A 13,314-nucleotide genomic window follows, 5' to 3' on the forward strand; every position below is an offset into this window, starting at 1 on the left:
TAAAGTAATATATATTACTTTCGTGATATGATCATACCATCTCATTTTTAATTAGTAAAGCGCTTTCAAAAAATAAAAAATGAGTCCCCACACGACTATTGTGTTGTGTGATAACTCATTTTCGTTAACATATGATTGATTTGATCTAAACGTGGTTTTGTTCTTTCAGGATCATTCATCGCTAATGCACTTAAGATGAAATCGACGATAAAGATAGCAGATACGACAGAGTTATGAGAGCCTACACTTGCTGAGGAACACGGTAATACATATTGTGCATATTTGGTTAGTGGAGAGCTGTAACTGTCTGTAATTAAAAGGACTTCCACTCCATAAGACTTCGCTGCTTCCATCAAATCCTTCATACGCTTTGCATAGCGCGGATAGCTGACAGCTATAATGAAATCATCCGAGTTGAAATGAACCAAATCATCCACCCAGTCACTTTGATCTGCATCAATATACTGGCAATTCCCCAATAGCCGATTGATTCCTAATGACATGTACTCGCCAACAGGTCTTCCACTTCGGACACTTGTACACAAAACGTGGCGCGCGTTGGCTATTTTCCCAACAATTTGTTGAAAGGTTTCTTCCGTGATATTGTCCAATGCGTACTGGATATTTTGAAATTGCAGTTCTACATGGTTATGCAGGAGCTTACTCTTATTTGAATGCTTGAGATTCGCCTCAAGTCTTGTTTGAGGGTCGGCTTTATGCTTCATAGCTGATTGGAGCTCTTTTTGAAACTCAGAAAAACCAGAATACCCCACAGCAGCAGAGAATCGCATGATGGTTGCTGTACTCGTCCCGACTTTTGACGCTAATTTATCGACAGTTAAAAAAGCGACCTCCATTGGATGTTGTACGATATAATCTGCAATTCTCCTCTGTGCATCAGTTAAAAAAGCGACCTTATGCTGAAGCTTATATATTAAATCCTCCATTTTAGCACCTGCCCATCCTATCGGCTTTATCTACGATCAGATTGTTTTCTTTCTATATTGTACACATTTGTCCAAAATAAAAAAACAGCCAGCACGAATCTATCGCGCTGACTGTTTTAGCCGAGATGCTATTTTATAGTGCTTGAGCTGCTGTGATAAGCGCAAGGTTGTAAACGTCTTCGGCATTACAGCCTCTTGAAAGGTCGTTTACTGGTTGGTTTAAGCCTTGCAAGATTGGACCTACAGCTTCAAAGTTACCTAAGCGCTGTGCAATTTTGTAGCCGATGTTTCCAGCTTCTAGGCTAGGGAAAACAAATACGCTAGCATCGCCTTTAATGACGGAATCTGGTGCTTTTTTCGCTGCTACTGAAGGAACGAAAGCTGCATCGAATTGGAATTCCCCATCAAGTACAAGCTCAGGTGCCTTTTCTTTTGCAATACGAACTGCTTCAGATACTTTTTCTGTTTCGTCTGATTTTGCTGAGCCTTTTGTAGAGAAGCTAAGCATTGCCACACGTGGTTCGATGTCGAACATTTTGGCTGTGTTTGCACTTTCGATTGCAATTTCAGCTAGATCTTGGCTGTCTGGTGCAATGTTGATTGCACAATCAGCAAACACATATTGCTCTTCGCCGCGAGCCATGATGAAGACGCCAGATGTTTTCTTTACGCCTTCTTTTGTTTTAATGATTTGAAGTGCTGGGCGTACTGTGTCAGCAGTTGAGTGTGCTGCACCGCTCACAAGTCCGTCTGCAAGACCTTTGTACACAAGCATCGTACCGAAGTAGTTTTCATCTAGTAATGCTTTTCTTGCTTGCTCTTCAGTTGCTTTGCCTTTACGTCTTTCTACGAAAGCTTGTACAAGCTCTTCAAAACCTTCATATGTATGAGGATCATACACGTCAACACCATCAAGTGTAAGACCTAATTCTTTTGCTTTTGCTTCAACTTCTTGTGTTTTACCTACAACAATTGGCTGCAAGACTTTGCCATCTGCTAGTTTTTGAACGGCTGTTAGAATGCGTTCGTCCATTCCCTCAGGAAAAACGATCTTTACTCCTTTACCTGCAACCTTTTCCTGAACTGTTGAAAAAATATCTGCCACTTATATACCCTCCTTGATTTTACAAAAAAAGCGTTCTCTTTTAAGCATACTCTTCTTCTACATAAATTCAAACTACCAACTTACATTATAGCGCTTACATATTAAATTCTTATTTTTCAAACTAATTAAATCAATTTCCATACAGCTGACTTCGTCGTTCAAGTTTTGATCACATCTTCATTTGGACAAACTATGTTATAGTTGGAACAGATGGAAAACTGTAAATAGGAGTGAAAAAAATGAGCGAACAACATACAACCAATGAAGCAGCTCAAACACTAGACGGCTGGTATGCACTGCATGATTTTAGAACCTTTGACTGGACAGCTTGGAAGCTGCTGACAAGTGATGAGCGCCAAGCGATTCTTCATGAATTCACAGGTCTATTAGAAAAATGGAAAACAGCTGAGCACGATCAGGCTGGAAGCCAAACAATCTATAGTATTGTCGGCCAAAAAGCAGATATTATGCTCATGATTTTGCGTCCAACCATGGAAGAACTGGGTGAAATTGAACTTGAATTCAACAAGACACGACTAGCAGAATTTACGATCCCAGCTTATTCGTACGTTTCAGTTGTTGAACTCAGCAACTACTTAGCAGGAGGCGGAGATGGCGGAGATCCTTACGAGAACCCACATGTACGTGCGCGTCTATACCCAGAGCTCCCTTCTTCTCAATACGTATGCTTCTATCCAATGGATAAAAGACGTTCCGGCAACGACAACTGGTACATGCTCTCTATGGATGAGCGTAAATCACTCATGAGAAGCCACGGCTTAATTGGCCGCAGTTATGCTGGGAAAGTAAAGCAGATCATTACAGGCTCCGTCGGTTTTGATGATTATGAGTGGGGCGTCACTCTTTTCTCTGACGATGTGCTTCAATTCAAAAAATTGGTTTATGAAATGCGCTTTGATGAAGTCAGTGCACGCTACGGCGAATTTGGTTCTTTCTTTGTCGGAAACCGATTAGCAAACGAGCAGCTGGCGTCTTATTTTCATGTATGATAAACTCTTAAGGCTTCGGATCTTTCCGAAGCCTTTTTATATATTTTTTTAGAAGGGTGATCACATCATGAAAAACTTCCCCATTGCTCTTTTTGCTTTAACGCTCGGTGCGTTTTCGATTGGCATGACTGAATGTGTCATCAAGTGTTGGAACAACAACTAGACATGTATAAACCTTTTGTCTTTTGCTTGTTATACTCTTTTCTGTATATGCTGCATAAACCATCAAACCTATTGAAATAAAGACATATGGTACGACCCATAAAGAAAGAACTACATGATGTGTTTGCCATTGAGGAAATTCCGTAAAGTAAATCTGCATAATGATTACGGGTATGAACAAAATTATTTTCCAAATGAAACTTCGCTTTTTACTTGTGATTATTTCTGAGAACACAAGGTCGAAAATCATAATTGCATATGCTGTTCCATAGTGTCCAATAGATGATGTAATGTAATGGATTAGCTGTAAATGGCTAGATGAACCATCCAAGTAATATGACAAAATTACACTTAAACCACCAAAACCACCAAAAAATCCAATAAATCTACCCCATCTTGTTTTTTCATTTTCAGGATAAGTAAGAAACAAAACTAAACTCATGGCCCACAACAATGCAGTTAGGATGAACATCATTTTATTTCCTTAGCCTACTTTCAATAAATTGAAGTGTGTCAGCTGCTATTCTATTTCTAGATAGAACAATTCCAGCATGCCCACAACTGTATACGTGCCTTTTAGATTGATTCCAGCTATTCCACAGAGTATCAGCATCGTTTATGTCGATATACATGTCATATTTTCCTGATATTAAGAGTACATTTTCTTTGTCTACGAGAAGTTTTGCTTTACTAGGGTTCATAATGTCCCAAGCTTTGTCGAGTTCTTCATACGTTGTTCCATGTTCCTCCAGATCTCTTCGTATATACTTGCCAGGAAGAGTATTCCAAATGGAATGCGCAATATTGTTCGCATAAAAAGCTGATACAACAATATTCACGTCTTTCTCGACTGTTGCTAATAAGTTTGTTAGCCACCCTCCTAAACTAATGCCAACTATTATTATTTCTCCGCCTTCGTTTTCCTTGATCCATTTAATCAGCCCTCTAAGTTCAACAATAGCTTGCTGGGAGGATTGCACTGTTCGACTTATATTGGCGCTAATCATCTGTTCACCAGAATATGTTGAATTTTGTGGTTCCCTATTGAAATGATAAGGCAGCGTGTAGTAATACATATTCCAATCATAATTTTTAACGATCTTATCGTGATAAATCTTCTTGATTCTGTCGTATGAATCCATTCGCCATCCATGTACGAAGATTACATTGGGCTTGTACTTTGACTCTTTTCGTAAAAACACTTCCCCAGAAACCTTGTCATTCTTATCTTCACCAGATTTGATGCTTGAATTAAAAGAAAATATTCCACTTTTTAAGTTTGCTGTATGGTTATTGATGTGAAATTCTAAATCAATTGGCTGAGCACCAAAAAAACGATCCCTATTACCTACGTCAATAGGCAAATTATTATAGTGACTTTCTTTGCTTCTTGTTCTGTGCATACCCATTAATGCTGCGTAATCTATTACTTTTAAAAGCTTCAAAAGAATTGACTCCTTTAATCTCAAATTATTACTATACGAATATTTTAGCAAAAAAAGGTTATTTTTTTGGAAACAAATTAAATAAATAAATTGATGAATGAAAGCCCATTAGTAAGCCAATGATGTGTAATAAACAAGATATAAAGACAAAAAATATAAGGGAAATCATAAAAGACCTTATCGATGCATATATATCAATAGGTTGAGAGATTTTAAAGATTAATATAAATCCACAATCAACAAACTCACATCAGCAACAATACCTTATTAACAATTCACATTTTTATAAATACATTTAGTCTGTTTAAGATATCTTGTAATACAGAATTTTATTTTCTATATATGCCCTCAGCCATTCTGCCTTTAATTTCGGGAATGCCAGCGGTGTAGCGCTTGACAGTCTTGCAGCTTGTGCCGTTATTTGCTGCAGCTGTAACTTTCATTGGACTCATCATAACGATCATGAGCTATCAGTCAGATAGACGAACAAAAAGGACCTGAGCTAGGTCCTCAGGCTGTCGAGAAAATCTCGACAGCTTTATTTTTTCCCTTAAAGTTTCCATTCCCCCGTTTTATAATAGAGAAAAGCATACTAAAGGAAGGTGTTTTTCTCATGTTCCACACTAGAAATTCTTCTCAGCACGAAGCCGAATTTGTATTGCTAGATCAACTGGTCGAAGAGGATCACCTGCTTCGTAAAATTGATCAGTACATTGATTTTTCATTTATCGTAGATAAAGTCAAACCCTATTATAGTGAGAATAAAGGTCGTCCTTCTCTTGATCCACTTATTTTGTTCAAAATGATGTTTATCGGATACCTGTACGGTATCCGTTCTGAAAGACAACTTGAAAAAGAAATTTACTATAACATGGCGTATAGATGGTTTTTAGGTTTGAACATCAATGACCCCGTTCCCCACCACTCGACCATTAGCTGGAATCGTCGTACTCGATTCAAAGATACAACGATTTTTCAAGACATTTTTGATGAAATTGTGCTTCAAGCCATCAATCATGATATGGTAGGAGGCCGCGTTCTTTTTACTGATTCGACTCATCTTAAAGCCAATGCCAATAAACATAAATATACGAGAAAAACGATTGAACAAGATACTCAGAACTATATAAATGATTTAGAAGAAGCGATCCAAGAAGATCGAGAGGTACACGGAAAAAAGCCCTTAAAGGTAAAAGAGGAGGTGAAAACGGAAAAAGACATTCGTCAAAGTACGACTGACCCTGAAAGTGGCTATCTTTATCGTGAAAACAAGCCAGAAGGCTTTTTCTACCTAGACCACCGTACAACGGATATGAAGTACAATATCATCACGGATGCCCATGTCACGCCCGGCAATATCCATGACTCTGTTCCGTATCTTGATCGATTGGATCACCAAATCGCCCGATTTGGTTTTCAAGTAGAAGCTGTTGCCCTTGATTCTGGTTATTTGACAACCCCAATCTGTAAAGGTTTATCCGATCGCCGTATTTTTGGTGTCATCGCACATAGACGCTTTCATCCAACAAGAGGATTATTTGAGAAATGGAAATTTCAGTATGATTCTGAACATGATCACTACATATGCCCAAATGGCGAGAAGCTATTATATACAACAACTGATCGAAAAGGTTATCGATTCTACAAATCAGACCCTAAAAAATGCGTATCGTGTCCTTTCCTAGAGAGCTGTACAAGGTCGAAAAATCATCAAAAAGTGATCTCAAGACATGTATGGGAAGAACATAAAGAAAAGATCAGACAAAATCGTCTGTCTGCTTCTGGAAAAGAGCTATATAAAAAAAGAAAAGAAAAAATAGAGCGAAGCTTTGCAGATTCAAAACAACTGCATGGGCTTCGCTACTGCCGGTTGAGGGGAAAACAAAATGTGAGTGAGCAAGTGCTTCTCACAGCTGCCTGTCAGAACATGAAGAAGATTGCCACACACCTAGCGAAGCTAGGCTAGGTGTGTGGGAGGCCTTTTTCTTTAATCTCATCCATCATCATTACGATGAAAATAAAAAAGATTGTAGAAAAACATGAGTTTCTCTACAATCTGAGGACCTGAGCTAGGTCCTTTTTTATTTCATCACGGTCATTTCTGGCTCTTCTATTTGTTTCACACGTTGCTGAACTAGGTGGGAAAAAGAGTGCTCGGATAAGACGATATGAGATACGGTTTTTGTAAACCCAGACACTGCCTGAATAAAGGCTTCAATTTCTTCAAGGGACGCGACAGACAGCTTAATGAAAAAGCATGACTGCCCTGCCACTCGATAAGCAAAAAAAGCGCGTGGATGCTGATTCATAAAAGCCACAAAACGCTGATACTCCCCGTTTAGCACTGTGACTTCCAGCAGGCAGTCAATCATAAGCCCTAATTTTTTATAGTTAACCTGAACCGATTACCCTTCGATAATCCCTGCATCCTCTAATTTACGCACTCTTTCTGCTACCGCAGGTGCGGATAAATTGACTCGTTTGGACAATTCCCTCATAGATAAGCGCGCATCTTCTTTCAATTCATTTAAAATATGCACATCAACATCGGTGATTTTCATTCGTACCTCTCCTATCTAAAAATCGTTCCATTTGAAAAGTATTTTATGATAATACTTATGATGCAAAATGCAAAATAAAACTAAATAATGGTAGGGCTTGTATGTGCATTGATTACTCTTGTTGGTTGTATCAACTCATTCTCCTTGAATTCAATCAAAAAAGACCTTTCTCCTGCGAAAGGCCTTTGTTCTTTATTTAAATGTCGTTTCCCAATCAAATCCGATTGTCTCGTCATTCCAAGCGATTCTCTTTTCATCTGGGTTTTTCGGGTCATAGGATTCTGTCGTGAAATAGACAATTTGCAGCGGCGTCTCGCCTAGTACCCGGTAGCCATGTGCGACACCCTTTGGGATGAGGAGGAGCATTGGATTGTCTTCCCCCATATAATACACATCGGTTTGACCCTTTGTAGGAGAGTCCTCACGCAAATCGTATAAAACGACCTGAGCATGACCTGCTGGGAAAAACCAAACATCATCTTGCTTTTCATGATAATGAAAGGCTTTGATCACACCTGGAAAGCTTTTCGACCACGATGCCTGCCCAAAACGTTGCAGCATGGGCTCATCATCTCGAATGAGCTCTGCAAAAAAGCCGCGATCATCACAATGTTTCATGAGTTTTTTCGTTTGTACACCATCAATCATGCTAATGCCATCTCCCTTCTTTCTGCAAATATTCGTGAAGCGCATCCTTCCAATGTCTCGGCTGCCAGCCTGTGGCTTCAATCGCTTGAAGGTCTAACACAGAATAGGCTGGACGAGGTGTTTGAAAGCCGTACTCTTCTGTGGAAATTGGCTCAATGGTCGTAGACAGGCCGCTTTTTGCCACAATTTCTGACGCAAAGTCAAACCAGGAACAGCTTTCTCGGTTACTGACATGATAAATTCCTGCCTGTTGATCAAACAAATGAATGATGGCCTCTGCGACATCCTTTGTATAAGTAGGTGAGCCTACTTGATCGTTCACGATGCGCAAATGACCCTTTGTTTCTGCGAGCCGAAGGATGGTATTCACAAAATTATGTCCCTCATGTCCGTATAGCCACGATGTACGGATGATTTTCACTTCGTCTGATACAAGATGAATCAATTCCTCACCAAGCTTTTTACTTTTTCCATAAATGGTGTGAGGATCTGGCTGTGCATCGACTTGGTAAGGCGTGTCTGCTTGCCCGTCAAACACATAATCTGTACTGACATGTAACACATCAGCCCCTACGTTCTTTGCCTCCAGCGCTGTATAGTAGGCGCCAATACCATTAATAAGATACGCCTTTTCCGTTTCTGTTTCACACTGATCTACTGAGGTATATGCTGCTGCACTGACAACAATATTAGGACGAAAGTGTCTCATCGCATGTCTGACTGCTTGCTGGTCTGCGATATTGAGCATGCTCCTCGTTAAGGAAATGACGGTGATGTCTTTCTCCTTAAGCTGTCTGCTCAATTCCTTCCCTAGTTGCCCGCCTGCACCGGTGATTAAAACTTTCATCGGTCACCCTTCTTCGCTCTGATCATATTTGGCACGATACCAATTGATCGTTTTTTCAATACCTGCTTCAAATGACGTCTCCTGCGTCCAGCCAAGCTCCCGTTTTAGCTTACTGGCGTCAATCGCATACCGTCTGTCATGTCCTTTACGGTCTTCAACAAACGCAATAAGGTCATGATTGATCCCGAGCTGCGTCAGAATGGTTTTGGTCAAATCGAGATTCGTTTTCTCGTTGCCACCGCCGATATTGTACACTTGCCCAGCTGTTCCGTTTTCAAGGACCTGCTTTACAGCTCTCGCATGATCCTCTACATACAGCCAATCGCGAATCTGCTGGCCATCTCCATAAATCGGGATCTTTTCTCCATTGATTGCTTTTCTAATAATCGTCGGTATTAATTTCTCTTCATGCTGATGCGGTCCGTAGTTGTTGCTGCATCTTGTGATCATTGCGGGTAATTGGTGAGTGTGGATATAAGATTTTACAAGCAGGTCTGAACTTGCCTTGCTTGCTGAATAAGGATTATTCGGTGAAAGTGGTGTTTGTTCTGTGAAAGCCGGATCATTCAGTTCCAAATCTCCATATACTTCGTCTGTTGAAATATGAATAAGTTTTTTCGCCTTGCCCTTTAAGACTGCCTCCAGCATACGATAGGTACCGAGGACATTGGTTTGAATAAAGGGCTCTGCCGATTCAATACTGCGATCAACATGGGATTCTGCTGCAAAATGAATGATAGCATCATAGACTTCATCAAACGCTTGATCCAGCTCATGTTGAAGGGTGATATCCCCTTGAATAAAACGAAAATGAGACAGCTTTAATAATTCATCCATCTCCTCTGGATGACTAGCATATGTTAACTTGTCAAAAACAGTGAGCCGGACATCTGTCTCCTGAAGCAGCAGCTTCACAAAATTCAGTCCAATAAAACCCGCTCCGCCTGTAATGAAATAAGACTTCGTCATTCGTATCCCTCTTTTTTCTTCATCGTTTCAAACATTTTCGTCGATGCTTGGTGGAGAGATTCATGTGTTCCTGCATCAATCCACCACCCTTTTAACATATCATAGGTCAGCTGGCTATTTGAGATATAGAGATTGTTTACATCTGTAATCTCTAATTCGCCTCGATCTGACGGCGAGATTTTCTCAATATATTGAAAGACTTCTTGATCATAAAAATAGATGCCCGTGACGCAGTAGGATGAACGCGGATACTTCGGTTTTTCCTCAATTGATACAATTCGGTGGTGGGTGGCATCAATTTCTGCAATGCCAAACCGCTTTGGATCTGCCACTTCTTTCAACAGAACCTTCGCACCACTTTCTTGCTGCTGAAAGGCTTCAACAAAAGGGGTTAGCGAATCCTCAAATACATTATCACCAAGCATGAGCACAAACTTTTCCCCTTCTACAAAGGGCTTTGCGTAGGATAAGCCGTCCGAAATTCCAGAAGCTTCAGGCTGGACCTGATACACAATGTTCATCCCTAGTTCCTGATCGCCTTCAAGTAGCTTTTGAAACAGCGGGATTTGTTCTGCTTGTGATATGACCATTACATCCAATATTCCCGCTTCTTTTAATTTGAACAATGACCAATAAATCATCGGATATGGGCCAACCGGCAATAAATGCTTATTGAAAATCTTTGTTAAAGGTGCCAGTCGTGATCCCTTTCCTCCTGCTAAAATAACTCCCTTCACATCTACACATCCTTATGTTCTTTTTGGTGATGATTCATGAGGTGTATAAGAATGTTTTTCACTCGTTCGGTTCCTTTTCCATCAATAAGTGACCGTCCATTGAGATGAATGCTCCTGCGGAGAAAGTAGCTGCCGGACAGCCTTCGAACAGCACGCCATATATCCTTTTCATCCACAAGGCTACCTAATCCAAGATGGTGACAGGCTCCCTCTTGTGCAAAACGAGTGGCTGTTACTGCTTGGTGGTCTACTTGCGAAAGGACAATGCTAGGCACTCCGATACAAACGGCCTCATATAACGTCATCCCGCCAGCAACAATCGCTAGATCGGCTTCTGCAAGACGGGCAGGTAATTGATCCGTATGACGAATGAATTGAATATGTGTAGCCTCGATTTCTTCTTCGATGCGAGAGGCTTTTCCTGTAACCGCTAGAATGTGTAAATGGCCTGCTTTGAGAAGTGCTGATACAGCCTTTGTTAATAATCCACTTGGATCACTGCCCCCAAGGCTGATCACCACCTTCTTACATTCTTTGCGAACCTCATATGTGTCTTTTAATTTGTTGATCTCGTGATCTAACAATAAATAAGGTGTTCCATAAAAGTAGTCCGTTCCATTTACTTGCAGGTGCTTTTCATCTAGTCCACCATAAATGCCGTTTACGACAGCATCAGCAAGCTGGCAAGCTTCTGTTCTTTCTTCTTCAAATAAGACCAGTTTTGCATTTCTGGAGGACGCTTTGATCGATCGAAGGAACTGAAGGTCACAATCAAGGACATCGATTAGCAGAAGATTAGGATTTAGCTCTTTTATGTCCTGCTCCATTTGAAGGAATACGTTTGATTCCTGCACCAAATGAACGTGCCATGCTGGATGCGAGAGCATTTCTACACAAATCTGTTCATTTGTATAAAAATATAAGTCGTTTCCTTCTTGAATCAGTTCCTTTGCCAGACGTTTCATTCTAACGATATGCCCCATTCCTCTTAAAAAACCACCGTAAACAACAATCATGATTTTTTTATTCATTCAGCATCCTTCTGTCTCACAAATTGATTCAACCGAACAATATTAGGGTCTTGTTCACAAATGACGATAAGCTCAGCCGTAGGCACAGTAATAGATCCACCGGCTTTCTCAAGTAAACGGGTGGCAAATACATAATCTTCTTCTGTATCAATCGTGAATCGATAAGCAGGATATGCGAGTTCTTTGGGCGGTGTGAATAATTGTAGTTGAAATTGCTCAGGGTGCTTTCGGATATACAGCGTGACATGCTCACGCTCCGGCTGCGTAAGGGGAAAATTGTCGATTTTACGTAAAATAGTTGCATTGATCATTTCCCCGGAAATACCGAGTGGTGTTCCGGTCGTATACGTGTAATCAGCCTTCTTCTGTCTATGTTCTTCAAGCATTTTCGACAAAAGCGCTGGATCTATAAATGGATTATCTCCCGTTAAACGTACAATGGTTTGTGGTTCAAAATGTTGAGCTATCTTTGCGAATCGCTGCAATACATCCATCTCACTGCCACGAAATACCTTATAGCCCTTTGATAAACAATAATGAGCCAATAGATCATCTTCTGCTTCGACTGTTGTGGCGATCATGAGGTTCTGCGTTTTGTGATTATAATAAGCTGATTGCTTTACCCGTTCAACGATAAAATCGATCAACGCCATACCACCGATTGGTTTCATCACCTTTTTTGGCAGTCTTGTTGAGCCCATTCTAGCCTGTATGACAAAGAGCACATCATTGATCATTTGTAGACTCCTGCATGAGCACATCTTTCCACGAAACCCCTGTATGGGCTGGAATGTCTCTGACAGCCTTGGCGCCAAGTAAAATCTCCATGTACCGCGGATGCAGACCTTGGCTTTTTTGTCCTGGACGTAATACGGCTAGATTTTCTTCGGTCAATGTCTCCCCCTTTGCAATACCTTTTGTCGTAAAAATCCCTCGATACGCAAATTCACGAATCTGCCCTTCAATGGCTGTTGTCGTTTTAAAAGAACTGCCAAGGAGTTCCTCTGACACAGAATGAGCGTCTGTTTCTGATTGGTTTCGCTTCTTTTCCACCGCTCGAATATGCTGAACCATTTCCTTTAATTCTTCGGGATCGAGCGCAAAGGAATGATCGGCGCCAGGCAGCGTCTTATCTATCGTAAAATGCTTTTCAATCATGGCTGCCCCAAGGTTCACAGCAGCAACAGGGGCTTCAGTAGGATGCTCACTATGATCGGAAAAACCGATGACTGCCTCAGGAAAAGCGGAGACTAAGGCTTGGAGCACACGAAGATTCGTGTAAGCTCTAGGTGCTGGATACTTTGCGACGCAATGCATGATGGCAACCTGATCGTTTTGCAAGCTTGTAATCGCCTCATATGCTTCATGAACATCTGCAATAGTGGCCCCGGCAGTTGAGAAAATGATGGGCTTTTGAAAAGAAGCTGTATGTCGCAAAAGAGGCAAATGATTGATTTCATAGGATGCCAGTTTGAAAGCTTTCGGATCGGTTTGATTTAATAAATCCGCCGATTCTTCGTCACACACTGTGCTTAAAAATATTAGCCCTTTTTCCTCACAGCGGGTTAATAACACCGGCAGCCATTCTGGCGGCAGCTCCATTTGTTCGACTAAGGAAAAAATGGACACCTCTTCTCCCTTGGCAGTTTCGTATAAACCTGGTTCCTTTTGATACATCCGATCAGCCTGGAACATTTGAAACTTCACTGCATCGGCACCTGCTTCTTTTGCCACATCAATTAAAGCAAGCGCCTGATCCAGCTTTCCATCATGGTTAATGCCTGCCTCTGCAATGATAAAGACAGGCGCACCATCCCCCACTTTGCGATCTCCAATGTAGAAATGCGCCATC

Annotated in this window: 13 protein-coding genes and 1 pseudogene; 2 read left to right on the forward strand and 12 right to left on the reverse strand. The window is 40.9% G+C overall.

Annotated features, from left to right (window positions below):
* Window positions 1–95: 95 nt before the first annotated feature.
* Window positions 96–947: a MurR/RpiR family transcriptional regulator gene (locus tag MHI11_RS19065; RefSeq protein WP_065097818.1), complete on the reverse strand. Its 852-nt coding sequence runs from the start codon at window positions 945–947 to the stop codon at window positions 96–98.
* A gap of 133 nt (window positions 948–1,080) precedes the next feature.
* Window positions 1,081–2,052, reverse strand: coding sequence for a phosphate acetyltransferase (gene pta, locus MHI11_RS19070; RefSeq protein WP_003215086.1), 972 nt, complete (start codon window positions 2,050–2,052; stop codon window positions 1,081–1,083).
* Window positions 2,053–2,291: 239 nt separating this feature from the next.
* Here pta and hemQ point away from each other — a divergent pair, with 239 nt between their 5' ends.
* Window positions 2,292–3,062 carry a hydrogen peroxide-dependent heme synthase gene (gene hemQ, locus MHI11_RS19075; RefSeq protein ID WP_106032086.1) on the forward strand — a complete coding sequence of 257 codons (771 nt, stop codon included), beginning with the start codon at window positions 2,292–2,294 and terminating at the stop codon, window positions 3,060–3,062.
* A 97-nt stretch (window positions 3,063–3,159) separates the two neighbouring features.
* Here the strand turns inward: hemQ and MHI11_RS19080 are convergent, their stop codons facing one another.
* On the reverse strand, window positions 3,160–3,696 hold the full coding sequence (locus MHI11_RS19080; RefSeq protein ID WP_052465521.1) for a hypothetical protein: 537 nt from the start codon (window positions 3,694–3,696) through the stop codon (window positions 3,160–3,162).
* A gap of 4 nt (window positions 3,697–3,700) precedes the next feature.
* Window positions 3,701–4,669 carry an alpha/beta hydrolase family protein gene (locus MHI11_RS19085; protein WP_106066990.1) on the reverse strand — a complete coding sequence of 323 codons (969 nt, stop codon included), beginning with the start codon at window positions 4,667–4,669 and terminating at the stop codon, window positions 3,701–3,703.
* Between the two features lie 613 nt (window positions 4,670–5,282).
* Between MHI11_RS19085 and MHI11_RS19090 the strand changes: the two genes are divergently transcribed.
* Window positions 5,283–6,635, forward strand: coding sequence for an IS1182 family transposase (locus tag MHI11_RS19090; protein ID WP_340960248.1), 1,353 nt, complete (start codon window positions 5,283–5,285; stop codon window positions 6,633–6,635).
* A 115-nt stretch (window positions 6,636–6,750) separates the two neighbouring features.
* Here the strand turns inward: MHI11_RS19090 and MHI11_RS19095 are convergent.
* The 8 genes and pseudogenes from MHI11_RS19095 to MHI11_RS19130 form a co-directional block, all read right to left on the reverse strand.
* Window positions 6,751–7,230 (reverse strand): annotated as a pseudogene (locus tag MHI11_RS19095) (Lrp/AsnC family transcriptional regulator).
* 192 nt (window positions 7,231–7,422) lie between these two features.
* On the reverse strand, window positions 7,423–7,878 hold the full coding sequence (locus MHI11_RS19100) for a dTDP-4-dehydrorhamnose 3,5-epimerase family protein (RefSeq protein WP_003215275.1): 456 nt from the start codon (window positions 7,876–7,878) through the stop codon (window positions 7,423–7,425).
* Between the two features lies 1 nt (window position 7,879).
* Complete coding sequence (gene rfbD, locus MHI11_RS19105; RefSeq protein WP_044140213.1) at window positions 7,880–8,725, reverse strand: dTDP-4-dehydrorhamnose reductase; 846 nt, start codon at window positions 8,723–8,725, stop codon at window positions 7,880–7,882.
* Between the two features lie 3 nt (window positions 8,726–8,728).
* Window positions 8,729–9,694, reverse strand: coding sequence for a dTDP-glucose 4,6-dehydratase (gene rfbB, locus MHI11_RS19110; protein ID WP_340962071.1), 966 nt, complete (start codon window positions 9,692–9,694; stop codon window positions 8,729–8,731).
* On the reverse strand, window positions 9,691–10,431 hold the full coding sequence (locus MHI11_RS19115; RefSeq protein ID WP_340962073.1) for a sugar phosphate nucleotidyltransferase: 741 nt from the start codon (window positions 10,429–10,431) through the stop codon (window positions 9,691–9,693). The genes rfbB and MHI11_RS19115 overlap by 4 nt, the downstream gene beginning before the upstream one ends.
* 2 nt (window positions 10,432–10,433) lie before the next feature.
* A complete protein-coding gene (locus tag MHI11_RS19120; protein ID WP_340962075.1) occupies window positions 10,434–11,462 on the reverse strand; it encodes a PseG/SpsG family protein in 1,029 nt (342 codons plus the stop codon).
* Window positions 11,459–12,199: a cytidylyltransferase domain-containing protein gene (locus MHI11_RS19125; protein WP_111911767.1), complete on the reverse strand. Its 741-nt coding sequence runs from the start codon at window positions 12,197–12,199 to the stop codon at window positions 11,459–11,461. The genes MHI11_RS19120 and MHI11_RS19125 overlap by 4 nt, the downstream gene beginning before the upstream one ends.
* Window positions 12,189–13,313 (reverse strand): N-acetylneuraminate synthase family protein, encoded by a 1,125-nt coding sequence (locus MHI11_RS19130; protein WP_340962078.1) that lies wholly within the window; start codon window positions 13,311–13,313, stop codon window positions 12,189–12,191. The genes MHI11_RS19125 and MHI11_RS19130 overlap by 11 nt, the downstream gene beginning before the upstream one ends.
* Window position 13,314: the final 1 nt, after the last annotated feature.

It is taken from the genome of Bacillus sp. FSL K6-3312 (assembly GCF_038007485.1).
Lineage (GTDB): Bacteria > Bacillota > Bacilli > Bacillales > Bacillaceae > Bacillus > Bacillus pumilus.

Excerpts from the sequence above, each read along its gene's own strand:
- MHI11_RS19065 (WP_065097818.1), bottom strand. The coding sequence starts at position 947 with ATGGAGGATTTAATATATAAGCTTCAGCATAAGGTCGCTTTTTTAACT.
- hemQ (WP_106032086.1), top strand. The coding sequence starts at position 2,292 with ATGAGCGAACAACATACAACCAATGAAGCAGCTCAAACACTAGACGGC.
- MHI11_RS19080 (WP_052465521.1), bottom strand. The coding sequence starts at position 3,696 with ATGTTCATCCTAACTGCATTGTTGTGGGCCATGAGTTTAGTTTTGTTT.
- MHI11_RS19090 (WP_340960248.1), top strand. The coding sequence starts at position 5,283 with ATGTTCCACACTAGAAATTCTTCTCAGCACGAAGCCGAATTTGTATTG.
- MHI11_RS19100 (WP_003215275.1), bottom strand. The coding sequence starts at position 7,878 with ATGATTGATGGTGTACAAACGAAAAAACTCATGAAACATTGTGATGAT.
- rfbD (WP_044140213.1), bottom strand. The coding sequence starts at position 8,725 with ATGAAAGTTTTAATCACCGGTGCAGGCGGGCAACTAGGGAAGGAATTG.
- rfbB (WP_340962071.1), bottom strand. The coding sequence starts at position 9,694 with ATGACGAAGTCTTATTTCATTACAGGCGGAGCGGGTTTTATTGGACTG.
- MHI11_RS19120 (WP_340962075.1), bottom strand. The coding sequence starts at position 11,462 with ATGAATAAAAAAATCATGATTGTTGTTTACGGTGGTTTTTTAAGAGGA.
- MHI11_RS19125 (WP_111911767.1), bottom strand. The coding sequence starts at position 12,199 with ATGATCAATGATGTGCTCTTTGTCATACAGGCTAGAATGGGCTCAACA.
- MHI11_RS19130 (WP_340962078.1), bottom strand. The coding sequence starts at position 13,313 with ATGGCGCATTTCTACATTGGAGATCGCAAAGTGGGGGATGGTGCGCCT.